A 26,994-nucleotide genomic window follows, 5' to 3' on the forward strand; every position below is an offset into this window, starting at 1 on the left:
CCGACCCCTGACACGCTGTCCCTATGACCACCTTCTGGATTCTCGCCGCCGGGCTCGCTGGCCTGGCGGTCCTCTTCGTCGTCGCCCCGCTCCTGCAAGCACCGAAGCAACCCACCGACGACCGCTCCGACACGGATGACTCCGACGCCGATCAGGCGCAGATGAACCTCGCGCTGTTCAAGCAGCAGCTGGCTGAGCTCGATGCCGATCTCGCCTCTGGAAAACTCGATCAGACCGGCTACGAATCGGCTCGCCGTGACCTCGAGCGCGAACTGCTGAACGACCTCGGCGATCGCGACCCGCTCACCACCGGCGCCGCCGGACCGGATTCGACGTCGCTCGCAGGTCGCCTACCGGGCCCGCGCATCACTGCGCTTGCGCTGCTGTTCGTGATCCCACTGAGCGCCTGGGCGCTCTATGCCCTGATCGGGAATCAGTCGATCATCCCTGAGCTGGAGCGCATCGCCGCCGCCGGCAGCGGTCCGGCCCAGCGCGGCAGCAACAGCGAGCTGCCGCCGCTCGAAGAGCTCGTTGCCCGGCTCGAGCAGCGTCTCGAGCAACAGCCCGACGACGCGGAGGGCTGGATGATGCTTGGCCGGACCTACTTCGCGACCGGCAATCGCAAAGGCGCCCAGGAGGCGCTGGAAAAGGCGTACAAGCTCAATCCTGAAGACCCGATGATCGTGCTCGCCTACGCCGAGTCGATCGCGACCAACAACGACAACCAGCTCGAGGGGCGGCCAGCCGAGCTGATCTCCGAGGCCCTGGAGCTCGACCCCGAGAACACGACCGCGCGGTGGCTCGCAGCGATGGTCGCCTTCCAGCGCGGTCAGTTCCGCAGCGCAGCGACGACCTGGCAACGTCTATTGGAGGCGACGGACCCGTCCACCGAGGAGGCAGCCGAGCTGCGTTCGCTGATCGAGGAGGCCGAACAGCGAGCCGGGGTACCGCCCGAGGCGCGACAGCTCGCGCAGGCCGATACCCAGGACAGCTCGGCCGCCGCCGAGGCCTCCGGCAACTCAGATGCGGAGCCGACTCCTGAGCAGAGATCTGAGCCGACAACAGCGCCCGAGACGACAACGCCCGGCGGCGGCCAGGCGGCCGATCCGGCAGCGGCCGAACGCACCGCCGAGGCACCATCGGCGGAGATGGGGTCCGCGTCGGCAGGCCAGCCACAGGCGCAGGAACAGGAACAGGGCTCGACGAGCGCAGCCGACAGCGGTGGGCTCCAGGTCCGTGCCGAGCTCGATCCGGCGCTCGCCGGCCGTTATCCGCCCAACACCACCGTCTTCATCTTCGCCCGCGCCGCCTCCGGCCCCCCGATGCCCTTGGCCGTGCAGCGGACGACGCTCGGGCAGCTGCCGGTCGCGGTCCAGCTCGATGACAGCATGGCGATGATGCCGGCGATGCAGCTGTCGAACTTTCCGCAGGTGATCGTCGGCGCGCGTGTCTCGCCGAGCGGTCAGGCGATGCCGCGCCCCGGCGACCTCGAGGGCGAGAGCGGTCCTGTCTCGAACGCGAGCGATGAAACGATCCGTATCCTCATCGATCGTGTCCGGCGCTAGGCTGCGTTCGAGCGCAGCAGGTCAAGCTGGATGCGGCGCCGCGAGATCGTCCGCTGAGTACAGGGTGACGAGCATATTATGGCGCGGCCCCTGCTGGCACTGATTGCGGTCTACCTGCCGACCGCCCTGATCCCGCTGGCTGGAGCGGTTGCCAGCGGTCAGCCAGTCGGAGACCTGCTGCGATTTCCGCTCCAAGCACGCGGTTTCGACGCTGCCCCGGCCGATTGGGCCTTCACCTTGTCTGTGTACGGACTGAGCCTGCTGGCGCTGATCGCCCTCGTTTGGCTCAGCCGGCCCCGTCAACCGGGGGCCGGTTCGGCTGATCGCCCCATGCAACAGGACCGCTGGCCGAGATTCGTCTGGCTCGCCCCGCTCTGCCTGCTCGCAATGATCATCGCAATCGATGGTGGGGCCGGCAATGCCGCGGTCGGGCTCTTCACGCTCGCGCTGCTTCTCGTCGTCAACGCCGATACTGAGCGGCGCACCGGCAGCAGCCTACTGAGCCAGCGGCGCGGCTATTTCCTGCTGCTGTTCCCGCTCAGCCTGACCGCGGGCTGGCTGTTCTTCTACTGGCTCAACCTCTTCGTCGGGCTCTGGCGCTACCCCAATGCCGAGGAGGCCGTCCCGTTCGCACTCGGGAAGTCGCTCGATTATGCAACGCTGCTCCCCGCACTGCTGAGCCTACGCCAATGGCTGGCCTCGTTCCCCTCGCTGATCGCTGCAACCAACCGAGGCCTGCGCATCGCGAGCGACCCCAGCACCGCCGCTCCAGCGGACGGGTGGTTGCTGATCGGGCTCGCCGGCATCGGCCTCAGCGCTTACCCGGTCTGGCCCGATGGCCTGTACTGGCTGATGATCGCCGCACCGGTGCTGCTCGCACTCGGCACCCAGATCCTGCGCGGACAATCCACCGGCCTCGCCGGCATCCAGCGGGGCGACTGGAGCCGACCGCTGCTCTCGGCGCTCGCCGCGCTGCTGATCATCGCGCTGACGCAGCTACTCAATCTGCTGCTCGGCAAGGTCTGGGTCTATGCGCTGCCGCTGCTCGGCGGCCCGATGCTCCTTCAGCTGCCGCTTCCGGTCTGGCTCCTGGCGCCGCTTCCGCTCGCCCTGCTCGGCCTGTGGCTCGCCGACCAGCTCGCCGCCCCGTTTCGACAGCGGCCGCAACAACCGCCCTTCAGGCCAGGTTCACCCCTGAAGGTCCCGGTCGTCGACCTGTCGCGCGACCTATCGCGCAATAGGAACCGCCGTTGAGGAACCAGGCCGCGACCGGTCGCGCCTAGGTCGGGAGTTCATCTCCGGACAATCACTGAGTGCAATCCGTTAAGCCCAAGAGCGATGAGTCTGCTTTTCCTGAAGAGCTTCTTCAAACGACCACACCAGGTCGCATCCGTGATTCCGAGCTTTCCGATGCTCGTCGAACGCGTTGCGCGCCACTTCGATTTCTCCGAGCCCCGCCGAATCATCGAGCTCGGCCCGGGCGAGGGTGTCCACACCCGCGCGCTGCTAGAACGTCTGCCGGCAGGATCAAGCCTCCTGCTCATCGAGATCGACGCTGATCTCGCCGCCCATCTCAAGGCCGCCTTCGCGGACGATGAACGCGTCGAGGTCGTGCAGGCTGAGGCGAATGAGCTCGCCGCTGAGATGCAGAAGCGGGGTTGGGAGCACTGCGACTATGTGCTCTCCGGGATCCCATTCAGCATCCTGCCTGCCGACAAGAAGAAGCCCCTGATCGAATCGATCTACGCAGCACTCAAACCGGAGGCGCATAGCGCGTTCGTGATCTACCAGGTCACGCCGGAGCTACGCGATCATGCAGCGATGTTCCCGCGCCATGAATCCAAATACTGTCTCTGGAACCTCCCGCCGATGTTCGTGATCGCGTTCTTCAAGACGCCTTGACTCGATCACACTGTTGCCATCCACGGGACCGTATCGCGGCCTCCCGGTCGGCTTCTTCTTAGGTCCCGATCATCAAGTCCGCTAGCTTCAGCACGACGCCCAGGATGGCCAAGCCCCCGATCAGCCACCGGGTTTGTGCGGCCAGGGCCTGGTGCAAGCTGACCTCCAGCTGACTGATGCGCTCCTGAAGGCGGGCGTCCACCTCCCTGATCTGCAGCTCGACGCCTTTGATCTCCTTCTGCAATCGCGCCTCCACCTCCCTGATCTGCAGCTCGACACCTTTGATCTCCTTCTGCAATCGCGCCTCCACCTCCTGGATCTGTAGCTCGACGCCTTTGATCTCCTTCTGCAAGTGCAGTTCAGTTTCGCGCACATGGCCCTGCGTAGCCAGATCATTGATCTGCGGGAAGCGCGCCTCAAGCGCATCAAAGGCCTGGGCAATCACCTCGGCACGTTCCTCATCAGTCGAGGTGTGTTTGAGCTTGGTGTACAGGTCAAAGGCGGCGCTCATTAGCGGTTGCTCCGGTCACGGGCTTGAGGCATCAGGCACAAGGGAGATGTCTTCATCAAGGGCGTCGGCATGGTGCCCTAGACTCGACGCTGTCTCGAGACGCGGTTGGGTTGGTCGCGAAACTCGATGATCTCTTCAGCCCACTCGGTCCCGGGGCCCCTCGGCAGGAGAATACTGGAATTTCAGCAGGTGGATAAGGATTCGACGCAGCACGGACCGCAGGGCAAGCTCTGGCTCCCTCCCCATGTCGGCCTTGATCATCGGTTCATCCACCTGACTCGCTGCTCTTCTGTGTGGCAACACAAGTTTATGATTTTATTAGGAAAAGAGCGCATTGGTTGACCAAGTCACTGGACTTTCGGTGAAGCGATGATCAAGGTCTTGGATAACGTCGGCGAGGATCAGGTGCCACCCGTGTTGGTAGGGAACGCTCGTACCTCATAGCGATCGATCCGATCCGAGACAGCGCGCGCATCGACCAGGGTGCTGTCTCACAAACAGCTGATCGTCACCTCGTAGACCCCTCCGATCACGACCCACTCGTCCTCGCCCTTGAGCATCCCTGGCAGCAGGCTGTTGTAGAAGAAGACCTTCGGCAGCGGGATGCGGGTCTCGAGGATGTAGTCGCCGAACTCACAGGCCCGCTCGCGATCGCTCGTGAAGCTGTTCAGGTTGTTCAGCAGCACCCGCCGCGGGTGGCCGTTGAACGGGCTGGTCGAAACGCCTTCGAGGTCGTCGAACAGATCATGCTCGCCGATCCGGTTGATGCCGCGGTAGAGCGTCAGATGGGTCCGGTTCGGATGCTGGCGGCCCAGCTCGTACTGACAATAGGTATAGAGCAGATCGAGCTGGGCCTCGAGGGCGTTGGTCGCATAGAGCCCCTTCGCGCCCTGGGCCAGATAGTGGTGGTAGGCATCCCCATCGCTGTCATCGAGCGCACCGGCATGGTAGCGGGCGAGCAGCCCGAACCGGGTCTCGACCCAGTGCTTGAGCACGGCGCCCTCGCGCCCGTCGGCGTCGAAGGACCAGCCGCGCACCATCCGGAGATAGTTGGCGTTGCGCCGATACTTCTTGACCCGCTCCGGTGACAGGCCGGCCGCCTCGAGGTCGTCCAGGCAGAAGTGGGCGGCGATGTAATCGACGAAGCGCTCGGCCCGCTCGCGCGCATCGTCGATCGGCGCCAATAGCTCGAACAGGTCCTTGTGGAAGGCGCGGATGCCGTCGATCTCCAGCGCGACCGGGTGCGCCTGATAGGTGAGCCCGCCAAGGATCACGGCCGGGAGATTGCAGCGGTTCAGCGACAAGCGTGCGCCTGCCGGAAGGGAGGGGGGTGACTGGGGCATGTCGCAGTTGGTACGCAAGCTGTCGGTAGACACACAAAGACCGGGGCCTTGTTATCTATGCTACCAACATCCCGGCTCCGGCGCTTCCCCAATTTATCGTTCTATTTCAGACCTCTAATCAGTTTTCAGGATTCTGGCACGCGCAGTGCTTCTACCCTGTCGAGCGACAACACTGTTCACCGCCCGACAGGGCATCCAACCGGGAGAATCTCATGGCACTGCGTCAATGCGCCATCTACGGCAAAGGCGGAATCGGCAAGTCGACGACGACCCAGAACCTCGTAGCCGGCCTCGCGGAGATCGGCAAGAAGGTCATGATCGTCGGCTGCGACCCCAAAGCGGACTCGACCCGCCTGATCCTGCACGCCAAGGCGCAGGAAACCATCATGCATCTGGCCGCTGAAGCCGGATCGGTCGAGGACCTTGAGCTCGAAGATGTGCTGCGCTTCGGCTATGCCGATATCAAGTGTGTCGAGTCAGGCGGACCGGAGCCGGGCGTCGGCTGCGCCGGCCGCGGCGTCATCACCGCGATCAACTTCCTCGAGGAAGAAGGCGCCTATGACGAGGACCTCGACTTCGTCTTCTATGACGTCCTCGGCGACGTCGTCTGCGGCGGCTTTGCGATGCCGATCCGCGAGAACAAGGCGCAAGAGATTTACATCGTCGTCTCCGGCGAGATGATGGCCATGTATGCGGCCAACAACATCTCCAAGGGCATCGTCAAGTATGCCAGCTCCGGTGGCGTGCGCCTCGCCGGCCTGATCTGCAACAGCCGTAACACCGACCGCGAGGACGAGCTGATCGAGAACCTCGCCGAGAAGCTCGGCACCCAGATGATCCACTTCGTGCCACGTGACAACGTCGTGCAGCGCGCCGAGATCCGCCGCATGACGGTCATCGAGTACGACCCGAGTTCGAAGCAGGCCGATGAGTATCGCGCGCTGGCGCAGAAGATCGTCGACAACCAGAAGTTCGTCGTGCCGACACCAGTGAGCATGGACGAGCTCGAGGACCTGCTGATGGAGTTCGGCATCCTCGAAGAGGAAGACGAGAGCATCGTCGGCAAGACCGCGACCGAAGAAGAGGTCTGTGCCGCCTAAGCCTCGAGAGACGATCCCGGTGTTGAAGCCTTGCTTCCCGCCCCCTCGCGCGAGGGGGCGCGGCGAAGCCAGGAGGTCACCCGGTCATCAGGCCTCGAACCCCGTTCCCAACCCTGCGTGCGTCCGCAGATTAGCGGCGACGTCAAGAGGACAGCCGACATGGCAATGACCCGCGAAGAGACCCAAGCCCTCATCCAGGAGGTCCTGGAGGTCTACCCCGAGAAGGCAAAGAAGGACCGGGCCAAGCACTTGGCCGTCAACGACCCGAGCGTCGAGCAATCGAAGAAGTGCATCACCTCCAACCGCAAATCCCAGCCCGGCGTGATGACCATCCGCGGCTGTGCCTACGCCGGCTCCAAGGGCGTGGTCTGGGGCCCGGTCAAGGACATGGTGCACATCTCGCACGGTCCGGTCGGCTGCGGTCAGTACTCGCGCGCCGGCCGGCGCAACTACTACACCGGCATGACCGGTGTGAACACCTTCGGCACGATGAACTTCACCTCCGACTTCCAGGAGAAGGACATCGTCTTCGGCGGCGACAAGAAGCTCGACAAGATGCTCGACGAGATCGAGCAGCTGTTCCCGCTCGCGAAGGGCGTCACGGTCCAGTCCGAGTGCCCGATCGGCCTGATCGGCGACGACATCGAATCGGTCTCGAAGAAGAAGACCAAGGATCTCGACAAGCCGGTGATCCCGGTCCGCTGCGAAGGCTTCCGCGGCGTCTCCCAGTCGCTCGGCCACCACATCGCCAACGACGCGATCCGTGACCACGTCGTGCACAACCGCGACAACGACAACAGCTTCGAGGTCGGCCCGTACGACGTCGCGATCATCGGCGACTACAACATCGGCGGTGACGCCTGGTCCTCGCGCATCCTGCTCGAGGAGATGGGCCTGCGCGTCGTTGCCCAGTGGTCCGGTGACGGCACCCTCTCGGAGATGGAGCTCACCCCGAAGGTCAAGCTCAACCTGATCCATTGCTACCGCTCGATGAACTACATCAGCCGCCACATGGAAGAGCGCTACGGCGTGCCGTGGATGGAATACAACCTGTTCGGGCCGACCAAGATCGCCGAATCGCTGCGCAAGATCGCCGAGTTCTTCGACGAGACCATCCAGGCCAATGCCGAGCAGGTCATCGCCAAGTACCAGGCCGAATACGATGCCGTGATCGCCAAGTACCGCCCGCGCCTGGAAGGCAAGAAGGTGATGCTCTACGTCGGCGGCCTGCGTCCGCGCCACATCGTCGGCGCCTACGAAGACCTCGGCATGGAGGTCGTCGGCACCGGCTACGAGTTCGCGCACAACGACGACTACGACCGCACGATGAAGGAGATGGCCGACTCGACGCTGCTCTACGACGACGTCACCGGCTACGAGTTCGAGGAATTCACCAAGCGCGTCAAGCCCGATCTGGTCGGCTCCGGCATCAAGGAGAAGTACATCTTCCAGAAGATGGGTGTGCCCTTCCGCCAGATGCACTCCTGGGACTACTCGGGTCCCTACCACGGCTACGACGGCTTCGCGATCTTCGCGCGCGACATGGACATGACCATCAACAACCCCTGCTGGAACAGCATGCAGGCACCTTGGCTCAAGCCCGCCGCGGGTGAGGGCGAGGCGCCGATGGCCGCCAGCGCGTGATCGCAAGACCTTAGGCTCAGTGCGAAGGCGGGTGGCGCACTCACGTCCGGCGGACGCCGTGAATCCATCCCTGGAGGCTCGGCGATCGCCATCCGGGCGATCGACGCCGCCGGACGTGAGTGCGCCACCCGCCACCCAGCCGCCACAGGGCAATCACCGAACCGTCGTAACCCTTCACTCGCCGTCAGTCCGCAGATAAGCGGCGCGGCAGGAGCACACCGATGACCCAGACCGTCGACCAAATCAAGCCCGGCTATCCCCTCTTCCTCGACGAGGACTATCAGGCCACCATCACCAACAAGCGCGAGCTCTCCGAAGAACGTGCCGACCAGGCCAAGCTCGACGAGACCTTCGAGTGGACCACCACCAAGGAATACCAAGAGCTCAACTTCGCCCGCGAGGCCCTGACCATCAACCCGGCCAAGGCCTGCCAGCCGCTCGGCGCGGTGCTCTGCGCGCTCGGCTTCGAGAAGACCCTGCCCTATGTGCACGGCTCCCAAGGCTGCGTCGCCTACTTCCGGACCTACTTCAACCGCCACTTCAAGGAGCCCATCGCCTGCGTCTCCGACTCGATGACCGAGGACGCGGCGGTGTTCGGCGGTCAGAAGAACATGTTCGACGGCCTCGAGAACGCCAAGGCCCTGTACAAGCCGGAGATGATCGCGGTCTCGACCACCTGCATGGCCGAGGTCATCGGTGACGACCTCAACGCCTTCATCGGCAACGCCAAGAAGGAAGGCCACATCCCGGCCGAGTTCCCGACCCCGTTCGCGCACACCCCGAGCTTCGTCGGCAGCCACACCACCGGCTGGGACAACATGTTCGAAGGCACGATGCGCTACTTCACCCTCAACGAGATGGAGGGTAAGGCCGTCGGCAGCAACGGCAAGATCAACCTGGTGCCGGGCTTCGAGACCTACCTCGGCAACTTCCGCGTGCTGCACCGGATGATGCAGGAGATGGGCGTCGGCTACACATTGCTCAGCGACCCGACCGATGTCCTCGACACCCCGGCCGACGGCGAGTACCGGATGTACGATGGCGGCACCAAGATCGACGAGATCAAGGACGCCCCGAACGCGATCGATACGCTGCTGCTGCAGCCCTGGCAGCTGCCGAAGACCAAGAAGTTCATCGACACCACCTGGCACCAGCCGGTCTCCAAGGTCGACATCCCGATGGGCCTGGAGTGGACCGACGACTTCCTGATGAAGGTCTCCGAGCTGACCGGCAAGGCGATCCCGGACTCGCTGGCCAAGGAGCGCGGCCGGCTGGTCGACATGATGACCGACAGCCATCAGTGGCTGCACGGCAAGAAGTTCGCGCTCTACGGCGATGCCGATTTCGTGATGGGCCTGACCAAGTTCCTGCTCGAGCTCGGTGCCGAGCCGACCCACGTCCTCTGTCACCACGCCAACAAGCGCTGGAAGAAGGCGATGGACGCGATGTTGGCCGACTCCCCTTACGGCCAGAACGCAACGGTCTATGTCAGCAAGGATCTCTGGCATCTGCGCTCGCTGTGCTTCACCGACAAGCCCGATTTCCTGATCGGCAACAGCTACGGCAAGTTCATCCAGCGCGACACGCTGAAGAAGGGCAAGGCGCACGAGGTGCCGCTGATCCGGATCGGCTTCCCGATCTTTGACCGGCACCACCTGCACCGGATGACCACGATGGGCTATGAGGGTGCGATGTACATCCTGACCACGCTGGTCAATGCCGTGCTCGAGCAGCTCGACCGCGAGACCAACGAGATGGGCGTGACCGACTTCGGTTACGACCTGGTCCGGTAAGGGCGAAGGTGGGTCCCGGCCCGACGGAGCGGTTGCATCGTCCCGTCGGGTCAGGACCTAGGATCGCGAGCTCAGGGGATCGCACGCTCAGGCGACATGCAACGCGCGCTGGGTGCCAACGGTGCCAACGGTCCCGTCGCGGCCCTGGTGCCCCGGTCAGCGGCCGCCGTGAATCCATCCCTGGAGGCTCTGCGATCGCCATCCGGGCGATCGACGCCGCTGACCGGGGCACCAGGGCCACGACTACCGCTCGAGAGAACTTGGCCGGCAGAAACCTGGCTGTAGATTCCGGTAGCGCAGCGATCCGCGTTCTACCGATAGACACCGCTGACAGCGGCATCAGGCGGTGATGACCGCCTCAGTCCGACGAGCCCTGACACCCTGCCGCTCACGACATCTACCGACGACGAAAACGAGACATAACAAGATGCCCAACGTGATGATCCGCAAGAAGGACGACGGCGGCCTGCTGTTCTACGTCGCCAAGAAGGACATGGAAGAGACCATCGCCAGCGTCGAGACCGATACCAGCGACGCCTGGGGTGGCTCCGTCGAGCTGACCGACGGCTCGCGCTGGTATATCGATCCGGTCAGCCCGCCGCCAAGCTTTCCGACCACGCTCCGTTTCAAGCGCGCCGACAGCTGATGCGGGCGCGCCAGCAGCCAGTCCCTGCGCCCCATGCGATCGCTGGGGTGCGAGCCAACCCAAACCCCGACTCCGGAGGTTAGACATGGCCTTTCAAATCATCCGCGACCTCTGCACCGCCTGCGGCGACTGCGAATCCGTCTGCCCGACCGACAGCATCACGCCGTTCAAGGGCGTCTACAAGATTGACACCAATACCTGCACCGAATGCGACGATGCCGATCCGCAGTGCCTGGACGTCTGCATGGAAGACGACTGCATCGTCCCGGCCTGACCATCAGGACGTCGATGAACAGCCGGCGCTCGAAGCCGAGGTTGTCGGGTGGCGCCTGCCGGGGGCGTGCGCAGCAAGGATGCTGCGCTCGAGCCTCCAAGGACGGATTCACGGCGTCCCCCGGCGGGCGCTACCCGGCAGCCTCGGCCACCCCGCGAGCCGAAGCCTCCGCACCACCGCTCAAGCCGAAGCATCGGCCACCCCCAAGGCCGAAACCTTCGCACCACTCAAGCCGAAGCCTCCAAAACCCCAGGCCACTTAGCTCTGCCGGCACAGAGCAGAATCCTCCGCCGCCCCCGGCCCCAATCGTCCGTGCCAACCCGGCCGGACCCCGATCAGGAGCACCCGATGACCCAAACGACCTTATCCGACGAGATCGCGCTACGCATCGGGCTTGCCGCACGCTGTCTGCCGGACACCGACGCCGCCAGGCTCCTGCGCGTGCTCGCCGATGCAGTCGGACTGCCACCGACCGCGGCCAAGCTCGACGGCCTGACCGTCAAGGCCCTGAAGCAGGCCGCCGACGGCGAGCTCGCAGATGTCGACAACGCCTCGCTCAAGGACGCACTCGCCCATCTCAAAGGCCAGGGCGCGAGCGAGATCGAGCCGGCCCCCGCGCCCGAGTCATACACCGACGGCGAGCTGCCGGACTCCATTCGGGTCGCCTGCGCCTCGAACGGCGGCGAGCTTCTCGATGGGCACTTCGGCTCCTGCCGGCGCTTTCTCGTCTATCAAGTCGCCGCGCACGGCTTCAAGCTCATCGACTGCCGCGAAATCGATCCCACGTCAGGCGCGATGCAGGATGACAAGAACGCCTATCGCGCCTCCTTGATCGCCGACTGCCAGATCCTCTACGTCGCCTCGATCGGCGGCCCCGCCGCGGCCAAGGTCGTCAAGCAGGACGTGCACCCGATCAAGCGGCCGCAGATGGGCAACGCCCGCGAGCACATCGCGGAGCTGGCCGCGACCCTGGCCGATAAGACACCGCCCTGGCTCGCGAAGATCATGGGCGCCGCAACCGACGCGCGCGTCCGCTTCGAGCGCACGGCCGAGGAGAGCTGATCCCGCTGCAGATCGCAAGACGAAACCGAGTCGACAGCATGATGACGACCGACTTCCTCGACCGGATCGAGGCCATCATCCGCCGGGCCGGCCTCAGCAACGACGCGGTCGCGGCATTGCGCGAGGCCCTGCCCGAGCATCACTTCACCTATTGCCTGGATGACGACATCAGTGCCGGCATCGAGCCGGTGCGTCAATGCGAGGGCTTCAACCTCTATCTGATCGACGCCAGCGAGCACTGCCTGCGCTTCACCCGCGATCTCGACAGCGCGACCGGCCTGGTGCTGGCCGAGCTCAGCGACGACGACTGAGCCAGCCACCTAGGCGACGCTGAGCCCGCCAAGCCGCGAAGGCGCTGATTCGCACCTCACTGCTATCTATGGTTCAATCGACCGGATCAGGTCTGATTCGGTGCTCATGTGTCGTCGTCTAGCCTCTCCCCTGCCGAACGCGCGCTGCATGGATTCATTCTGACGCATCCAGGGCTCCCCCTCGCTGCACTCGCCGCCGCCTATGGCCTACCAGAGACGTGCTGTGCTGAGCTTTGCGCCAACCTGGATGCGGCCGACTGGCTCCGGCAGGACGACAACGCAGGCTGGTGGGCGCGTTCCGGCATCGAGCACGACACCCCTGCGTCGCTAACGCTGCATGACACGACAGCCCCGCTCAGCCTGCTGTTCGAGCAGTCCCTCGACGGGATGTTCTTCATGCTGCTCGACGAGCCACTGCGCTGGGACGAGGACATCGACAAGGAGCAGGCCCTCGATCACGCCTTCCAGCGCCAGCGGGTGACGCAGGTCAACGAGGCGATGTGCAGGCAATACGCCGCCCGGCCGGAACAGCTGCTCGGCCTGAGCCCGGCCGAATTCTTCGGGCACGATCTCGCCGAAGGCCGCCGCCTGTGGCGGCAGCTGTTCGATACCGGCCGCCTGCATACAGAGAGCGAAGAGCGGCGTTTCGACGGCACGCCGATCTCGATCGAAGGCGACTATCGCTGCCTCTATGCGGCCCAGGGACGCATCATTGGTCACTTTGGCGTCCAGCGTGATGTGACCGAGCGAAAGGCCGCGTTACATCAGCTCGCGCAGAGCGAGGCCCGGCTGCGCGACCTCATCGCCTGCACCGCCGACTTCATCTGGGAAGTCGACCTGGAAGGCCGCTTCACCTACCTCTCCGGCCAGCTCGAACCCTTGCTCGGTTATCGCGAGGACGAGCTCATCGGCCAGACCCCCTTTATGCTGATGGAGCCTGTTGAGGCCGAGCGCGTCGCCGCCCTCTTTGAGCAGGCCCGCGCGCAAGGGACACCGTTCGGCAACCAGGAGAACGACCTGATCGGCAAGGATGGCAAGCGGCGCTGCTTCGCCTTCAATGGGTTCCCGATCCGCGATGAGCATGACGCGATCCTCGGCTACCGCGGCCTCAACCGCGACATCACCGCGCAAAAGCAGGCCCACGACGCCCTTCGCGCATCGGAACAGTTCCTGCGCACGGTGTTCGAGCTCTCCCCCGAGAGCATCATGATCATCGATCCGCTGACCACCCTGCCGCTGCACTTCAACCGCGTCGCCCATGAGCGGCTCGGCTACAGCGCCGAGGAGTTCGCGACCCTGCGCGTCAGTGATTATGACGCCTACGAAGACCCGGAAGCGGCTGAGCGCCATATCGAGCGGGTCCGTCGCCACGGGCGGGACGATTTCGAGACCCGCCACCGCTGCCGCGATGGCCGGCTGCTGAACATCATCGTCTCCGTGCAGACCGCCGTCTGGGAGGGCCGTGAGGTCCTGTACGCGATGTCGCGCGATGTCACCGAGCTGCGCGCCCTGAACGAGCGCCTGCTGCTCGCGACCCGCATCGGCGGCATCGGCATCTGGGAATGGACGATCGGCAGCAATAGCTTGGCCACGAACGAGCAGATGGAGGCGCTCTATGGCATGCCGCTGGAGGGCGATCAGCAGGCGTATTCGCGCTGGCTGCGGGCCCTGCATCCGGCGGACCGTCCACGTATCGAACAGCAGGTCGCCCAGGCGCTGAACGCCAACATCGAGTTCGATGCCGAATTCCGCATCCTGCGCGGTGACGAGACCCGCTGGCTGCGCGCCGCCGCCCGCATCGTCCGCGATCCCCACGGCCAGCCGACCAAGATGGTCGGCGTGAACTGGGACATCACCGATGCGCGCCGGGCACGGGAGCGCATCGCCCGCAGCGAGGCGCAGTTCCGCGGCGCCTTCGAGATCGCCCCCAACGGCATGGCCCTGGTCGATGCGAGCGGCCACTGGCTTCAGGTCAATCAAGCCCTCTGCACGATCCTCGGCTACACCGCCGAGGAACTGCTCGCGCTCGACTTTCAGTCGATCTCCGACCCGGAGGGGTTGAACGAGGACCTGGGCTATCTGGACGCGCTGCTCTCGGGCCGAACCGACGAGGTCCGCTTCGAGAAATACTATATCCACAAGGATGGCCATCGCATCCCCGTGCTGCTGAGCGCCTCGGCGGTGCGCGACGAGCAGGGCGAGCTCTCGTTCACGGTCGCGCATGTGCTCGACCTGACCGAGCGGCGCGCCAGCGAGGCCGCGATGCTGGCCACCAAGGAGGCCGCCGAGGCGGCCAACCGCGCCAAGAGCGAATTCCTGGCCAACATGAGCCATGAGATCCGCACCCCGCTCAATGCGATGATCGGGCTGACGGACCTGACCCTCGGCACCGCGCTCGACGCCCAGCAGCGCGATTACCTGGAGAAGGTCCGCCAAAGCTCGGGCGCGCTGCTGAGCATCCTCAACGATATCCTCGACTACTCCAAGATCGAAGCGGGTCAGGTCGAGCTCGATCCGCGACCGTTTCGGCTCCGCGACCTGCTCGATCAGCTCACCGCGCTGTTCCAGGCCGCGGTCGAGGCGAAAGGCCTGGAGCTGGTCTATCGCATCGCGCCGGAGGTGCCGCGGGAGCTCATCGGCGACCCGATGCGCTTGGGACAGGTGCTGAACAACCTCGTCGGCAATGCCGTCAAGTTCACCGAGCAGGGTCATGTCGCGCTCGTCATCGCGGTCGAAGACGAGCGCGAAGGCCAAGTCAGGCTGCGCTTCGCCGTGCAAGATACCGGCATCGGCATCGCCCCCGGCACCGCCGAAGACCTGTTCAACGCCTTCACCCAGGCCGACGGCTCGATCACCCGCCGCTATGGCGGCACCGGCCTGGGACTCAGCATCAGCCAGCGGCTGGTCTCGATGATGGGCGGGCGCATCGAGGTCGAGAGCCGCGAGGGCCAAGGCAGCCGCTTCCATTTCGACGCCTGGTTCCCGCTCCCCCAGGGGACGACGCCCCGTATCGGCGCGCCTCCGCCCGAGCTCGCCCAAGCGCGTATCCTGCTGATCGACAAGGAGCCGCTCACCCGCGATATGCTCAGCGCGTTGCTTGACTCTTGGCAGATTCCGTTGGTCGTGGCCGACGGTTGCGCCGAGGCCCATCAGCGCATCGCCAGCGCCGCGGCGGCCGGCTCGCCGATCGAGCTGGTGCTGCTCGACGCCAAGCATTGCCTGAATTGCCATACCTGTCCGACCGCAACCGCGCCGATTCCCAGTGGTGGCGCGCAACCGCCACGCACCTTCGGCCATCTCGCGACACCGCTGGTGCTGATGGTGACCAACCTCGAGCAGACCCAACTGCTCGCGCGTGCCCCCGCCAGCGAGCTGCCGCCCTTCCTGACCAAACCGGTCACGCCGGCCGCGCTGTTCGAGGCCATCGCCAGCCTGCCCCGGACGGCCCCCGTGCAGCCTGCCGCCAGCAGCTCTGCCCCCAATCCTGCTTCCTGCCCTGCCCCGAACGCAGCCGAGCCCGAGCACCCGCTCGACGAGACCGCCCTGCGGGGGCTGCGCATCCTCGTCGCCGAGGACAACGCGATCAATCAGATCGTGATCCAGGCATTGCTGCAGCGCTTCGGCGCCCAAGTGCTCATCGCGGAGAACGGCCGCGAAGCGGTCGAGCTTGCGTTGCAGCATGCGCCCGATGCGGTGCTGATGGATCTGCAGATGCCAGAGATGGACGGCCTCGAGGCGACGACCCGCATCCGCGCCCAACACCCGAGGCTGCCGATCATCGCCTTGACCGCCGCCGCCCTCGAGCGCGATCAGGCGCGCTGCCTGGCCGCGGGCATGAACGCCCACCTCGCCAAGCCCGCCTCCCCGGCGCAGCTCCTCGCGACACTGCAACCTTGGGTCCGCCCTGCACCCGCGCGGGCCGAGGCGGCTCAGGATACCGCAACCGCGCAAACGCCCGCGCTCGACCCGCAAGCGCTTTCCGAGCTGCGCCGCGCGATCAGGCACAATGACTATGTTGCGCCCGAGTTGCTCGCCCGCCTGCGCCCGCAAACCGACCCCGCGGCGCAAGCCCGACTGTCCCGCATCGAGGAGGCCCTTGCCCGCTTCGATTATGATGCAGCCGCTCGGGTCCTTGACGAGCTGCCCGCCGCAGCCTCACCGATTCCAGTCACCACGCCACAATCGGATGTGCCGCCAGCGAACCAGAACTAGATGTCTACCACGGCCTCTGTGCTCATCGTCGATAACACCCCGGCAAACATCCAATTGCTTGCCGAGGCGCTCAAAGCGGACTATCGGGTGCGCGTCGCCACCCAAGGGACCAAGGCGCTCGAGATCGCACGCTCCGTCGACCCCCCGGATCTGATCCTGCTCGATGTGATGATGCCCGGCATGGATGGCTATCAGGTCTGCCAACAGCTCAAGGCCGATCTGGCCACGAGCAGTATCCCGGTGATCTTCGTCACCGCCAAGAGCAGCATCGAGGATGAGGCCTTTGGCCTCGATGTCGGCGCGGTCGACTACATCAACAAACCATTCCACATTCCGGTCGTGCGCGCACGGGTCAAGACGCACCTCAGCCTGAAGCTGAAAACCGACCTGCTCGAGAACCTGGCTCAACTGGACGGCCTGACCAATATCCCGAACCGACGCCGATTCGACCTGTTGTTCGAGCAAGAATGGGCGCGTCTAGGCCGCGATCAGCAACCCCTCGCCCTGGCGATGATCGACGTCGATCACTTCAAGGCCTATAACGACCATTACGGCCATGGCGCCGGCGACAATTGCCTCCGCCAGGTCGCCGCAGTCTTGCGACGGGCGTTGCACCGACCCGCCGATCTGGTCGCCCGCTATGGGGGGGAGGAATTCGTATTGATGCTGCCCAATACCGACGCCCAAGGCGGCTGCACCATCGCCGAGCGCGCACGGCACGCGGTCGCTGAGGCCGCGTTACCCCACGCCTATTCGCAGACCGCGGACCATGTCACCGTCAGCATTGGGGTTGCGGCTGCCGCGGCCCCAATCGGTGACCGCGCGCGGTTACTCGAGGCCGCCGATCAGGCCCTTTATCAAGCCAAGCGCGACGGACGCAACCGTTGCCGCCAGGCCCGCTGCGCGGGCGTGCCGAGCACGCCCGTTCAGACAGATGGCGTCGAGCCCGAGCTGGAGCCCTGATGCGCAGCCGCCGGCTAGGCGGTCGCCGCGCTCGCCCTCGCGGTATCGAGTTGGAAGAAGGTGATCAGTTGGTTGAGATCGTCGGCGAGCTCAGTGAGCGACCCTGCGGCATCGCTGTTCTGCTTCACCATCGTGACGTTCTCTTGGGTCACCTGATCCATGTTCGCGATCGCCGCGTTGATCTCGTTGATGCCAATGGTCTGCTCTTCGCTCGCTGACGTGATCTCGGTGATCCGCTCGGTGAGTGCCGCGACCGACCCGACGATCTTGTCGAGCAGGTCGCCGGCGTTCTCGACATGTTCGTTTCCGGCCTTGACCTGCGCCATGCTCTCCTGATTCAGGGCCCTGATCTCCTTCGACGCCTCCGACGAGCGACGCGCCAGCGAGCGCACCTCCTCGGCAACGACCGCAAATCCCCGGCCCGCCTCGCCTGCGCGCGAGGCCTCGACCGCCGCGTTGATCGCGAGCAGGTTGGTCTGCGACGCGATCTCATCGATCAGATGGCTGATGTGCGCGATCTTTTCGGACGAGGCGCTGATCAGCGTCATCGACTCGACCGCCTCCTTCATGACCTGCCGCCCCTGCAGCGCGACCTCCTTCGCCTTGAGCGAGACCTCGTTCACCATGCGCGCGCTGCTCGTATTCTGCTCGACGGTCGCGGTGATCTGCTCCATCGCCGAGGCCGTCTGCGCCAGACTCGACGACTGATTCTCGGTCCGCCGTGACAGATCGAGGCTCGCAGACGAGATGCCGTCCGCGGAATCCTTCACCGAGGTCGAGGCCAGCTGGATCTCGGCAACGATGCGCTCGAGCCGGGCAATGGTATTGTTGACCGCCTGTTTGATGTCATCGAAAACGCCCTCGTACCGCTCCCTGACCTCGTCGGTCAGGTCGCCCTCGGACAGCTTCTCGAGGACGCGGATCGATTCCTTCAACGGATCGCTGATCGTCTCCATCAACCCATTCATATTGGTGACCAGCTCTTGGTACTCGCCCTCGAAGCCATCGCTCTCGATGCGCTCATCGAGATTGCCGTGCGAGGCGCTCTCGACCAGCATCCTGATCCGCTCGATCGTCAGCGCGACCATCCTCTTGTTGCGCGCATCGGCCTCATCCTTTTCTTTCAAGAAATCGATCGCCCGATTGATGCCGTCGACGCTGTGAGAAAACATGCCGAGCATCCCCTCTTGACGGATCTTGCGATAATAGCGGCCTTCGCTCGCCGCCTGCATCGCCAAGAGCGATTCGCGCACGAACGCATCGCAGATGTCGATCGCGCCATTGACATTATCCGAGAGCCGGCGCAATGCGTCCTCTTCATCGAGATTGATGACGCGCGCCTCGAAATCGCCCGACCTGATCCGCGCGCACACCTCAGTGGTCTCGCGTAAGAATCCACTGAGGCGGGCGTGCGCCCGCAGCGCGAACACGAGCACCCCGGTCGCCAGGGCCACGAAACCGATCGGCGCGTAGATCAGGCCGTGAGCGACCGCCGTGTACAACGCAAAGAGCGCGAGCACCCCCCAGAGCAGAGCCAGCGTCAGTTTGAGCCTAGAGAGCGAGGACAAACTCGTCATAATCGACACCCTTCTCTTGTAGTATTGCGTGCAGCCGTTGATCGCTATTCTGCAAGCCGGTCTTGCGGTCGCTCGCTTTGCGCTCCTCGGCTAACAAGGTCGCATAGAGTGCCTTGATCGCTTTGACAGCGGCGTCCGTCGGCTTTCGCCGGTTGGAGTGATAGCCGGTGATCTTACCGTTGGCATCGAAGCTCGGCGTCACATGCGCCAAGACCCAATAATGATCCCCCTCTTTTCCGCGATTCACAACATAAGCGAAGATCTCTCGCCCCGACTCGATCCGTTCCCAAAACAGCTTGAAGACACATCTCGGCATCTCGGGATGCCGCAGGATGCTGTGCGGCGCGCCGATGATCTCTTTCGTGCTGTAGTCGGCGATATTGCAGAATACATCGTTACCATAGGTGATATGGCCTTTGAGATTGGTCTTGCTGACGATGATCTCATCATCGGTCATCACCCTTTCCTTACCGGAGAGATAGAGTTCTTTCGCCATCGGTTCCCCCGCTCGATTTGACATTGATCATCGGTGCACCCCAGCCTCGGTGCAACCAGCCTCGGTGCAACCAGCGCAGCGCCCGCCATCGTGCAGCTTACCCCCTCACTCGCATCGCGCCCGACTGACGCAGGGCATGCACAGCTTAGCCCAGCGCACCGGAGCAAGCAGGACAGCGACACCGACTCAGACCCACCCTTGTCGGCTTGAGCTTGTCGCAACTGCGACAAGACCTCTCCAGCAACAAAAAAACCATATCTCTTTCAATGAGCTAAAAAGATTTGGCAACAGGCCCAGGATTTGCTTCGAAGCATCGATGACGATTCGCAATCGATAACCTGTTCGGAGCCAAACCATGTGGGACTACTCGGAGACCGTCAAAGAGCACTTTTTCAATCCGCGCAACGCCGGCGCCGTCGCCGAGGCCAATGCGATCGGTGAGGTCGGCTCGCTCTCTTGTGGCGACGCGCTGCGCTTGACCCTCAAGGTCGATCCCGAGACCGAGACCATCCAGGATGCCGGCTTCCAGACCTTCGGCTGCGGCTCGGCGATCGCATCGAGCTCGGCGCTGACCGAGCTCATCAAGGGTATGACCCTCGAGCAGGCGCTCGGGGTCAGCAACCAGGACATCGCCGATTACCTCGACGGGCTGCCGCCCGAGAAGATGCACTGCTCGGTGATGGGCCGCGAGGCCCTGCAGGCAGCCGTGGCCAACTACCGCGGCGAGGTCTGGACCGATGATCACGAAGAGGGCGCGATGGTCTGCAAGTGCTTCGCCGTCGACGAGGTGCTGATCGAAGAGACCATCCGCGCGAACGCTCTCAGCTCGGTCGAGGAGGTGACCCACTACACCAAGGCCGGCGGCGGCTGCTCGGCCTGCCACGAGGGCATCGAGGAGGTCCTCGCCCGCGTCCTCACCGAGCAGGGGCGCGCGTTTCGGCCCACTGCCGCGCCGGCTCAAGCGCCCGAGCGCCAGCGCCTCGCCGTTGGGATGCCGGTCATGCCGACACGCAAGCAAGCGTCGGCGCCGGCCGACCAGGCAGCGAGCGGCCCGGCGACTGCTGCAGCCTTCGCGCAGACGGCTGCCGAATCCAGTGCCCAGCCGACAGCGAGCGCGGCAACAGAGCCGACGGGGCGCGCAACCGCCGCCACATCGGCGGCGGCGAGCGCAGCGTCGAGCTCCGATGATGCGGCAGAGGCCAAGCCCAAGCTCAGCAATCTGGCGCGCATCCGCCGCATCGAGCAGACCATCGAGGCGATCCGACCGAATCTGCAGCGCGACCACGGCGATGTCGAGCTGATCGATATCGACGGCAAGGACATCTTCGTCAAGATGACCGGCGCCTGCTCCGGCTGCCAGCTCGCCTCGGTCACCCTCGGCGGGATTCAGGAGCGCATCTGCGAGGACCTCGGCGAGCTGGTCCGGGTGCTGCCGGCGCAGGCGATGGCCAAGAGCGCCTAAACAGCTCAGCGCCTGAACAGCTCAGCGCCTGAACAGCTCAGCGCCTGAACACCTCAGCGTCTGAGCGCCCGGTGCCACCGATACAGCGGCCGAGCAACGGCCGCAGCCCGAGTTGCTGCGCCGGCGGAGTGTCGACGCGAGGATGACAGCGACTCACCTGCCATCGCGCGGCCCGACCCATCGATCGTCCCCGGGGCGGCTGTCGCGGCGCCGCCTCGGCCCCGGTGACCGGAGGCATCTGGATCAGGCCTCTGGATCAGGCGTCCGGTTCCGGGTGACTCGAGCCTTCGGACCCCTGACGGAATCGCTCGTTCAGACGTTTCAATCCGTGGCTTGCGCGATTCAAGCAGCCGTTTTGATAGCAGCTCTTAACAAGAGACCAACAAGAGACCAGTCATCATGCCCAGCGATCAGACCCCAGGCATCTATCTCGACAACAACGCCACCACGATGGTGGCGCCCGAGGTCGTCGACGCGATGCTGCCCTACTTCACCGAGCAGTTTGGCAACGCTTCTTCAATGCATCAGTTCGGCGACCGCGTCGGGCGTGCGCTCAAGACCGCGCGCCAGCAGGTCCAGACCCTGCTCGGCGCCGAGCTCGACTCCGAGATCATCTTCACCTCCTGCGGCACCGAGTCCGATTCGACCGCGATCCTCTCGGCATTGAAGGCGCAGCCCGATCGGCGCGAGCTCATCACCACCGTCATCGAGCATCCCGCGGTGCTCAGCCTCTGCGAGCACCTGGAGAAGGACGGCTACCAGGTCCATTACCTGAGCGTCGACGAGAAGGGACGGCTCGATCTCGATCAGTACCGGGCGGTGCTGAGCGAGCGCGTCGCGATCGTCTCGGTGATGTGGGCCAACAACGAGACCGGCACCCTGTTCCCGGTCGAGGCGATGGCCGAGATGGCGAGAGCGGCCGGCGTGATGTTCCACACCGACGCGGTGCAGGCGGTCGGCAAGGTGCCGATGGACCTGAAGACCACCGCGATCGACATGCTCTCGCTCTCGGGCCATAAACTGCACGCGCCCAAGGGCATCGGCGTGCTCTACCTGCGCCGCGGCACCCGCTTCCGGCCGCTGCTGCGCGGCGGCCATCAGGAGCGTGGCCGCCGCGCCGGCACCGAGAACAGCGCCTCGATCGTTGCGCTCGGCAAGGCCTGTGAACTCGCGCAAGCCCATCTGGAGACCGAGCGCAGGCAGGTGGCCGCGCTGCGCGACCAGCTCGAGCAGCGCCTCCTCGAGGCGGTCCCGAACAGCTTCGTCACCGGCGATCCCGGCAACCGGCTCCCGAACACCAGCAACATCGCCTTCGAGTTCATCGAGGGCGAGGCGATCCTGCTGCTGCTGAACAAGCTCGGTATCGCCGCCTCCAGCGGCTCGGCCTGCACCTCGGGCTCGCTCGAGCCGAGCCATGTGATGCGTGCGATGGGCATCCCGTACACCGCCGCGCATGGCACCACCCGTTTCTCGCTCTCGCGCTACACGACGCCTGCCGAGATCGAGCGGGTGGTCGCGGCGGTGCCGCCCGTCGTCGCGCAGCTGCGCAAGCTCTCGCCGTACTGGGAGCAGGACCGGCCCGCGGTTGACACCGATGGTCAGCCAACCGATTTTCAGCCGGTCTATGCATGAGGCCGTCGGGCCCCGTTGGGGTCCATCTCAAGAGGTCTCTAGAACGCAACATGAAATCTGCTACCATCCGGGTTATAAGGCATCGGATGTCCGGCACTCAGCCGCCGCGAGGCGACCTCGGCCGAGTGGCTTTCGAGCTGCGCCCTGGCCACTGCCAATGCAGCCCTCCCGGTATCCAAGGCGATCGGCCGACGACGATGGACAACGACCGGAGCAGCCACCTATGGGCTTGCCAACCAAGAAACTGGATCAAATCCAGCCGGGGATGGTGCTCGAGGCCGACCTCTACGACCCCAATGGCCTCGTGCTGCTGCGGGCAGGCACCCTGATCAATGAACGCAGTATTCGGGCGCTCAAGTGTTGGGGCATTACCGAAGCGCCGGTGAGCCTCTCAGGCGCCCCGGACACCGCAACGGCAGCAAGACACCGCTCTCATGAGGCTCTCAGCGAGATGCTTGACAACCAGTTCGCGCTCAGCAACCGCGAGCATCCGGCGGTTCAAGCACTCTATGAGATCTGTCTCGAGCGCGCCCTGCAGCAGCACTAGGCCGTGGCGATGCAGCCAAGCGGGGAGCGATTGCTCGAGCGGCTCAGCGAGCTGCCTTCACTCCCGGCGATCTACCATCAAGCGCGCGATGCGCTCGAAAGACCCGACGGCTCATTAGACGCAGTCGCATCCGTCCTGGAGACGGATACGGCGCTCAGCGCCCGAATCCTCCGTGTCGCGAACAGCGCCCTCTACGGGCTCATCGCCAAGGTCGACAGCCTGCCGCGCGCGTTGACGATGATTGGAACCGAAGAGGTCCACCGGATCATACTCGCAACCAGTGTCGTCTCGGTCTTCCGCGATATCCCGCTCGGCGCGGTCTCGATGCGGTCGTTCTGGGAGCACAGCATCGCAACCGGCGTCGCCAGCCGTGCGATTGCTCGTCGGCTCGGGCAGACCGGCGCTGAACGCTTCTATCTCGCGGGCCTGCTCCACGACATCGGCCGACTCCCGCTCTATCTCCTCGAGCCGGAGACGATGGGCCAGGCACTCCAGGCGCATCGCGAGCATCGCGCCGACCTGCAGACGCTCGAGACACAGATGCTCGGCACCACGCACACCGAGGTCGGCGCAGCGCTGCTGACACAGTGGCAGATCCCGGCCGTCTATTGCGAGGCCGCCGGCCGTCACCACGATCTCGGCGAGGACGACTATCGCCTTGAGACCAGCGCTACGCACGTCGCCGACATCATCGCCAACAGTCTCCGCATCGGGACCAGTGGGACCCGCGCCGTCCCGGTCCTCAGTGAGACACATTGGCGGCGCACCGGGCTGGAGGTCGATGACCTTCGCCCAGTCGTCGAGCTGACACTGAGGACGACCCAGGATGTCGTCTCTGCCTTTCTCGAGCTCTGAATGCCCCTTTGCCCGATCCGCTGTTGTATCCCGTGACCGAGACACCGACCGCGGCGCCCACGGCGACGCCGTATCACCAGCCGCTTGCGCTCGATGTGCTGCGCGAAGCGATCGGCCGTTTCGACAGCTGTACGACCGCGCCCGAGACCCTGCGCGAGCTCCAGTCGACCTCCCGCTTGCTGATCCCGCAGGCGCGCTGCGGCGTCATGCTGCGACAGCGCGATGGCTGCCTCGAGCTCGCCTGCGAGCGAGCCGATCCAACCGAGCCTGCTGCCAAGGCCCTGTCCACAGACGCCGAGCAGGGAATCGAGTCCGGCTGGGTCGGCCTCGCGATCAAGCAGGGCCTGTACCGAACCGATCGGCAGGGCGAGGTCTGGCTGTTCATCAAATTGGCCTCACCTCGCTTCGTTCACGGCGTCGCCTTCTGGATCGCATCGAGCATCCCGGAATCGCTTCATCAAGCGCTCGGTGCGCTCGCCGATCTCGCGGCCCTGAGACTCGACCGCTTAGCAGAGCCGGGCGCGAGCGTGCTCGCTCCCCAGCCGAATCAGGACGAGCAGCGATTCGCCGCGAACGGATTCCCTGCAGCTGCCGCCGATCCGCTCACTGGATTGGCACCACGGGCGCAGTTCCTCGAGGCGCTGAAACAGGCGTTCCAGGGGGATTTCATCGGCCACAGCGTCGGTGTCATGCTGCTTGATATCGACGGATTCCACCGCGTCAATCGTGAGCTGGGCTGCGTCGTCGGCGATCAGGTGCTGCGCAGTCTCGCCCACCGGCTGGAGACGACCTTGCGCTCGCCCTACGTCCTGCAGGCGCTCGGCAGCGTCTCGAGCGACCTCTGTCTCGCCCGCACCGGCGCCGATGAGCTGGGAGTGGCCATCGGCCACCTGCGTGATCCGGATCGGCTGCTGCAAGCGGCCGCCGAGCTCCAACAGCACCTCGCCGAAGGCTTCTATCAAGGGGCTCACCGACTCTACCTCTCGGTCAGTATCGGCTTGGCCGCGGCCAGACCAAGCGGCGAAGAGGTTGGCGCTGAAACCCTGCTGCGCCGTGCTGATGCAGCACTCAAGCGCGCGAAGTCGCTGGGCCGCAACCGCGCCATCCTCTACGACCCGGCCTGGGGAGAGTCCGTCTCACCGCATCTGCGCACCGAGTCCCTGCTGCACGAAGCGCTCCAGCGCAGCCTGTTCCGGCTCCACTTCCAACCGCTCTTCCGCATCGCCGACATGCAGCTCGCCGGCGCTGAGGTGCTGCTACGGCTCAGTACCAGCGATGGAACGCCGGTCCCGCCCTCCAGTTTCATCCCGGTTGCCGAGAGCACGGGACAGATCGCGGAGATCAGCGCCTGGGTGCTGCGCCGGCTCTGTCAGCAGATCCGCGCTTGGGACCATCAGGGACCCAGCTCGCTTCCGTTCGCGCTCAACCTGTCAGCGATCGAGCTCAGCCAGGAGGACCTCGCTCAGCGGTTACACAAGATCCTGTCCCAGGAAGGGATCGCGCCCTCGCGGGTGCACCTGGAGGTCACCGAGACCGCGATCGCCCGCAACGAGGCCCAGGCGCGCGACAATATCAGCGCGCTGCGCACGGCGGGCTTCGAGGTCTGGCTCGACGACTTCGGAACCGGCTATTCGTCGCTCAAGCTGGTGAAGGACCTGCCCTTCTCGGGGATCAAGATCGACCGGGAGTTCGTGATGGACCTGACCGCGCAGACAAGCACCGCCGTCATCGCCGAGAGCATCATCGCGATGGCCAGCAACCTCGACTTTCAGGTCGTCGCCGAAGGGATCGAGGAGCCGGAGCAGCTCGAATTCCTGCGCGCTCGGCACTGTGAGATCGGGCAAGGGTTCCACCTCGGACGCCCGGTCTGCGCCAGCGACTTCGAACGCCTCTACCTGAGCAAGACCCAACCCCAACCCCGACCCGAGCAAGACCCAACGCCGACCTGAATGGCACCGCCGATCGGCGCCCGAGCGATCGCAGCGCGCTCAGGACGTCAACCATGGGGCCCCTGTTCTGTGATCCGCTCCACATTCCGAGCGCGGGCCGCCGGACCGCTCGGCCAGCATCCGCTACACTTTTAGCCGATCAGGCGAACTCTTTGCAGCCGACCGAACGACCCTGACCCGACCGTCGTGTGCGGTTTCCGGACCAACCGAAGGGCCTCGTGCAAACGGCCCATGACTAGGCTTGCGCCCGCAACGCTCCACCTCGTCAGGCTCGACACGCCGAGGCTCGGCCGCGGTCGCGCGAATCGCACTCGAGCCGCAGGCTACGCTTGCTCGGCGCGACGTCTCGCCGCTCGCGGGCGGATTCACGGCGCCGGGTCGCTTCGGGACAGCATCCGATCTGCCAACATATCCGGGTACTCACGTGAGCAATGACGAAGGCGCAACCATCATCGTCGTCGAGGATGACACGCGCATGGGGCTCGCGCTCCAGCGCAACCTGAAACGGGCCGGCTATCAGGTCGTGCATGTCGACAGCGGCCAGGCGCTGCGCCACGCCTATCGCCGCACCCAGGCGCAGCTCGTGCTGCTGGACCTCAACCTCGGCGCCGAGGACGGGATCGACCTCGCGCGCGAGCTGATCGCGACCACCTCCGCCGCGGTGATCATCATCACCGGTCGTCAAGAGCTCCAGGATCGGATCGACGGGCTCGACGCCGGTGCCGACGACTACATCGTCAAGCCCTTCGTGATCGACGAGGTCCTCGCCCGCATCCGCGCGGTGCTGCGTCGGCGCGCGATCGAGAGCGACCCGGCCGAGACCATCGTGCTCGGTCCATTCCAGCTCGACACGATCAACCAGACCCTCGATCGCAACGGCGGTCAGGACGCCTGCTTGACGCTGACGGGCACCGAGACCCGCATACTCGGTATCCTGCTTCGCCAATACGGCCGCGCCATCAGTCGGGATCGGCTCAGCAGCCGCGGCGCCGTCGACGCATCGGACCGCAGCATCGATGTCCACATCGGCAATATCCGCCGCAAGCTGCGTGAAGCAGCGATGGACGAGCTCGTGATCACGCCCGTACGGGGCTTTGGCTACCGCTTACGCTACGAGCCGCTGGAGCCCGACGCCGACCACGACGATTAG

General features: G+C 65.0%; 22 protein-coding genes. 18 read left to right on the forward strand and 4 right to left on the reverse strand.

Translation table 11 applies throughout. The features are described from left to right. The first annotated feature begins 23 nt into the window (after nucleotides 1–23). From ccmI to CKO40_RS05435, 3 genes are all read left to right on the forward strand, one after another. Nucleotides 24–1,565 carry a c-type cytochrome biogenesis protein CcmI gene (gene ccmI / locus CKO40_RS05425; RefSeq protein ID WP_200345174.1) on the forward strand — a complete coding sequence of 514 codons (1,542 nt, stop codon included), beginning with the start codon at nucleotides 24–26 and terminating at the stop codon, nucleotides 1,563–1,565. Between the two features lie 78 nt (nucleotides 1,566–1,643). Beyond that, nucleotides 1,644–2,819, forward strand: coding sequence for a hypothetical protein (locus CKO40_RS05430; protein ID WP_200345175.1), 1,176 nt, complete (start codon nucleotides 1,644–1,646; stop codon nucleotides 2,817–2,819). 84 nt (nucleotides 2,820–2,903) lie between these two features. Further along, entirely contained in the window at nucleotides 2,904–3,467 is a 564-nt protein-coding gene (locus tag CKO40_RS05435) for a class I SAM-dependent methyltransferase (RefSeq protein WP_200345176.1), read from the forward strand. Between the two features lie 58 nt (nucleotides 3,468–3,525). Here CKO40_RS05435 and CKO40_RS05440 read toward each other — a convergent pair whose 3' ends face one another. Then, nucleotides 3,526–3,978 carry a DUF1640 domain-containing protein gene (locus CKO40_RS05440; RefSeq protein ID WP_200345177.1) on the reverse strand — a complete coding sequence of 151 codons (453 nt, stop codon included), beginning with the start codon at nucleotides 3,976–3,978 and terminating at the stop codon, nucleotides 3,526–3,528. Nucleotides 3,979–4,469: 491 nt separating this feature from the next. Beyond that, nucleotides 4,470–5,321, reverse strand: coding sequence for an NAD(+)--dinitrogen-reductase ADP-D-ribosyltransferase (locus tag CKO40_RS05445; protein WP_200345178.1), 852 nt, complete (start codon nucleotides 5,319–5,321; stop codon nucleotides 4,470–4,472). Nucleotides 5,322–5,533: 212 nt separating this feature from the next. Between CKO40_RS05445 and nifH the strand changes: the two genes are divergently transcribed. From nifH to CKO40_RS05490, 9 genes are all read left to right on the forward strand, one after another. Further along, entirely contained in the window at nucleotides 5,534–6,421 is an 888-nt protein-coding gene (gene nifH, locus CKO40_RS05450) for a nitrogenase iron protein (protein WP_200345179.1), read from the forward strand. Nucleotides 6,422–6,586: 165 nt separating this feature from the next. Beyond that, on the forward strand, nucleotides 6,587–8,065 hold the full coding sequence (gene nifD, locus CKO40_RS05455) for a nitrogenase molybdenum-iron protein alpha chain (protein ID WP_420827360.1): 1,479 nt from the start codon (nucleotides 6,587–6,589) through the stop codon (nucleotides 8,063–8,065). Nucleotides 8,066–8,286: 221 nt separating this feature from the next. Further along, nucleotides 8,287–9,858, forward strand: coding sequence for a nitrogenase molybdenum-iron protein subunit beta (gene nifK / locus CKO40_RS05460; protein WP_200345181.1), 1,572 nt, complete (start codon nucleotides 8,287–8,289; stop codon nucleotides 9,856–9,858). A 427-nt stretch (nucleotides 9,859–10,285) separates the two neighbouring features. Next, nucleotides 10,286–10,504 carry a putative nitrogen fixation protein NifT gene (nifT, locus tag CKO40_RS05465; RefSeq protein WP_200345182.1) on the forward strand — a complete coding sequence of 73 codons (219 nt, stop codon included), beginning with the start codon at nucleotides 10,286–10,288 and terminating at the stop codon, nucleotides 10,502–10,504. 85 nt (nucleotides 10,505–10,589) lie between these two features. Then, nucleotides 10,590–10,778: a DUF362 domain-containing protein gene (locus CKO40_RS05470; protein WP_200345183.1), complete on the forward strand. Its 189-nt coding sequence runs from the start codon at nucleotides 10,590–10,592 to the stop codon at nucleotides 10,776–10,778. Between the two features lie 348 nt (nucleotides 10,779–11,126). Next, on the forward strand, nucleotides 11,127–11,840 hold the full coding sequence (locus tag CKO40_RS05475) for a dinitrogenase iron-molybdenum cofactor biosynthesis protein (RefSeq protein WP_200345184.1): 714 nt from the start codon (nucleotides 11,127–11,129) through the stop codon (nucleotides 11,838–11,840). A 41-nt stretch (nucleotides 11,841–11,881) separates the two neighbouring features. Then, on the forward strand, nucleotides 11,882–12,151 hold the full coding sequence (locus CKO40_RS05480; RefSeq protein ID WP_242476843.1) for a DUF6129 family protein: 270 nt from the start codon (nucleotides 11,882–11,884) through the stop codon (nucleotides 12,149–12,151). A gap of 108 nt (nucleotides 12,152–12,259) precedes the next feature. Beyond that, entirely contained in the window at nucleotides 12,260–16,363 is a 4,104-nt protein-coding gene (locus tag CKO40_RS05485) for a PAS domain S-box protein (RefSeq protein WP_200345186.1), read from the forward strand. Beyond that, on the forward strand, nucleotides 16,364–17,326 hold the full coding sequence (locus tag CKO40_RS05490; protein WP_200345187.1) for a diguanylate cyclase: 963 nt from the start codon (nucleotides 16,364–16,366) through the stop codon (nucleotides 17,324–17,326). Between the two features lie 14 nt (nucleotides 17,327–17,340). Here the strand turns inward: CKO40_RS05490 and CKO40_RS05495 are convergent, their stop codons facing one another. Then, nucleotides 17,341–18,903, reverse strand: a complete 1,563-nt coding sequence (locus tag CKO40_RS05495) for a methyl-accepting chemotaxis protein (RefSeq protein WP_200345188.1) — start codon at nucleotides 18,901–18,903, stop codon at nucleotides 17,341–17,343. Next, on the reverse strand, nucleotides 18,878–19,399 hold the full coding sequence (locus CKO40_RS05500) for a PAS domain-containing protein (RefSeq protein WP_200345189.1): 522 nt from the start codon (nucleotides 19,397–19,399) through the stop codon (nucleotides 18,878–18,880). The genes CKO40_RS05495 and CKO40_RS05500 overlap by 26 nt, the downstream gene beginning before the upstream one ends. A gap of 355 nt (nucleotides 19,400–19,754) precedes the next feature. Between CKO40_RS05500 and nifU the strand changes: the two genes are divergently transcribed. The 6 genes from nifU to CKO40_RS05535 all read left to right on the forward strand — a co-directional run bounded on the left by nifU (nucleotide 19,755) and on the right by CKO40_RS05535 (nucleotide 26,994). Beyond that, nucleotides 19,755–20,861 (forward strand): Fe-S cluster assembly protein NifU, encoded by a 1,107-nt coding sequence (gene nifU / locus CKO40_RS24175; protein ID WP_242476844.1) that lies wholly within the window; start codon nucleotides 19,755–19,757, stop codon nucleotides 20,859–20,861. Between the two features lie 396 nt (nucleotides 20,862–21,257). Continuing rightward, the gene (nifS, locus tag CKO40_RS05515; RefSeq protein ID WP_420827361.1) at nucleotides 21,258–22,493 is read left to right on the forward strand and encodes a cysteine desulfurase NifS; all 1,236 of its coding nucleotides are present in this window, start codon (nucleotides 21,258–21,260) and stop codon (nucleotides 22,491–22,493) included. Nucleotides 22,494–22,716: 223 nt separating this feature from the next. Continuing rightward, on the forward strand, nucleotides 22,717–23,040 hold the full coding sequence (locus CKO40_RS05520) for a hypothetical protein (RefSeq protein WP_200345191.1): 324 nt from the start codon (nucleotides 22,717–22,719) through the stop codon (nucleotides 23,038–23,040). 9 nt (nucleotides 23,041–23,049) lie between these two features. Next, a complete protein-coding gene (locus tag CKO40_RS05525) occupies nucleotides 23,050–23,895 on the forward strand; it encodes an HDOD domain-containing protein (RefSeq protein WP_200345192.1) in 846 nt (281 codons plus the stop codon). Between the two features lie 32 nt (nucleotides 23,896–23,927). Then, complete coding sequence (locus CKO40_RS05530) at nucleotides 23,928–25,844, forward strand: EAL domain-containing protein (RefSeq protein ID WP_200345193.1); 1,917 nt, start codon at nucleotides 23,928–23,930, stop codon at nucleotides 25,842–25,844. Nucleotides 25,845–26,268: 424 nt separating this feature from the next. After that, nucleotides 26,269–26,994, forward strand: a complete 726-nt coding sequence (locus tag CKO40_RS05535; protein ID WP_338074125.1) for a response regulator transcription factor — start codon at nucleotides 26,269–26,271, stop codon at nucleotides 26,992–26,994.

Origin of the sequence: Halochromatium glycolicum, assembly GCF_016584085.1 — a bacterium.
In the GTDB taxonomy this organism is placed as follows: domain Bacteria; phylum Pseudomonadota; class Gammaproteobacteria; order Chromatiales; family Chromatiaceae; genus Lamprobacter; species Lamprobacter glycolicus.

What these genes read in the sequence shown, in the direction of transcription:
- CKO40_RS05470 (WP_200345183.1), top strand. Translation starts at nt 10,590, where the DNA reads ATGGCCTTTCAAATCATCCGCGACCTCTGCACCGCCTGCGGCGACTGC.
- nifH (WP_200345179.1), top strand. Translation starts at nt 5,534, where the DNA reads ATGGCACTGCGTCAATGCGCCATCTACGGCAAAGGCGGAATCGGCAAG.
- CKO40_RS05445 (WP_200345178.1), bottom strand. Translation starts at nt 5,321, where the DNA reads ATGCCCCAGTCACCCCCCTCCCTTCCGGCAGGCGCACGCTTGTCGCTG.
- nifU (WP_242476844.1), top strand. Translation starts at nt 19,755, where the DNA reads ATGTGGGACTACTCGGAGACCGTCAAAGAGCACTTTTTCAATCCGCGC.
- nifT (WP_200345182.1), top strand. Translation starts at nt 10,286, where the DNA reads ATGCCCAACGTGATGATCCGCAAGAAGGACGACGGCGGCCTGCTGTTC.
- nifK (WP_200345181.1), top strand. Translation starts at nt 8,287, where the DNA reads ATGACCCAGACCGTCGACCAAATCAAGCCCGGCTATCCCCTCTTCCTC.
- CKO40_RS05440 (WP_200345177.1), bottom strand. Translation starts at nt 3,978, where the DNA reads ATGAGCGCCGCCTTTGACCTGTACACCAAGCTCAAACACACCTCGACT.
- CKO40_RS05475 (WP_200345184.1), top strand. Translation starts at nt 11,127, where the DNA reads ATGACCCAAACGACCTTATCCGACGAGATCGCGCTACGCATCGGGCTT.
- ccmI (WP_200345174.1), top strand. Translation starts at nt 24, where the DNA reads ATGACCACCTTCTGGATTCTCGCCGCCGGGCTCGCTGGCCTGGCGGTC.
- CKO40_RS05495 (WP_200345188.1), bottom strand. Translation starts at nt 18,903, where the DNA reads ATGACGAGTTTGTCCTCGCTCTCTAGGCTCAAACTGACGCTGGCTCTG.
- CKO40_RS05525 (WP_200345192.1), top strand. Translation starts at nt 23,050, where the DNA reads ATGCAGCCAAGCGGGGAGCGATTGCTCGAGCGGCTCAGCGAGCTGCCT.
- CKO40_RS05430 (WP_200345175.1), top strand. Translation starts at nt 1,644, where the DNA reads ATGGCGCGGCCCCTGCTGGCACTGATTGCGGTCTACCTGCCGACCGCC.
- nifD (WP_420827360.1), top strand. Translation starts at nt 6,587, where the DNA reads ATGACCCGCGAAGAGACCCAAGCCCTCATCCAGGAGGTCCTGGAGGTC.
- CKO40_RS05435 (WP_200345176.1), top strand. Translation starts at nt 2,904, where the DNA reads ATGAGTCTGCTTTTCCTGAAGAGCTTCTTCAAACGACCACACCAGGTC.
- CKO40_RS05500 (WP_200345189.1), bottom strand. Translation starts at nt 19,399, where the DNA reads ATGGCGAAAGAACTCTATCTCTCCGGTAAGGAAAGGGTGATGACCGAT.
- CKO40_RS05480 (WP_242476843.1), top strand. Translation starts at nt 11,882, where the DNA reads ATGACGACCGACTTCCTCGACCGGATCGAGGCCATCATCCGCCGGGCC.
- CKO40_RS05490 (WP_200345187.1), top strand. Translation starts at nt 16,364, where the DNA reads ATGTCTACCACGGCCTCTGTGCTCATCGTCGATAACACCCCGGCAAAC.
- CKO40_RS05520 (WP_200345191.1), top strand. Translation starts at nt 22,717, where the DNA reads ATGGGCTTGCCAACCAAGAAACTGGATCAAATCCAGCCGGGGATGGTG.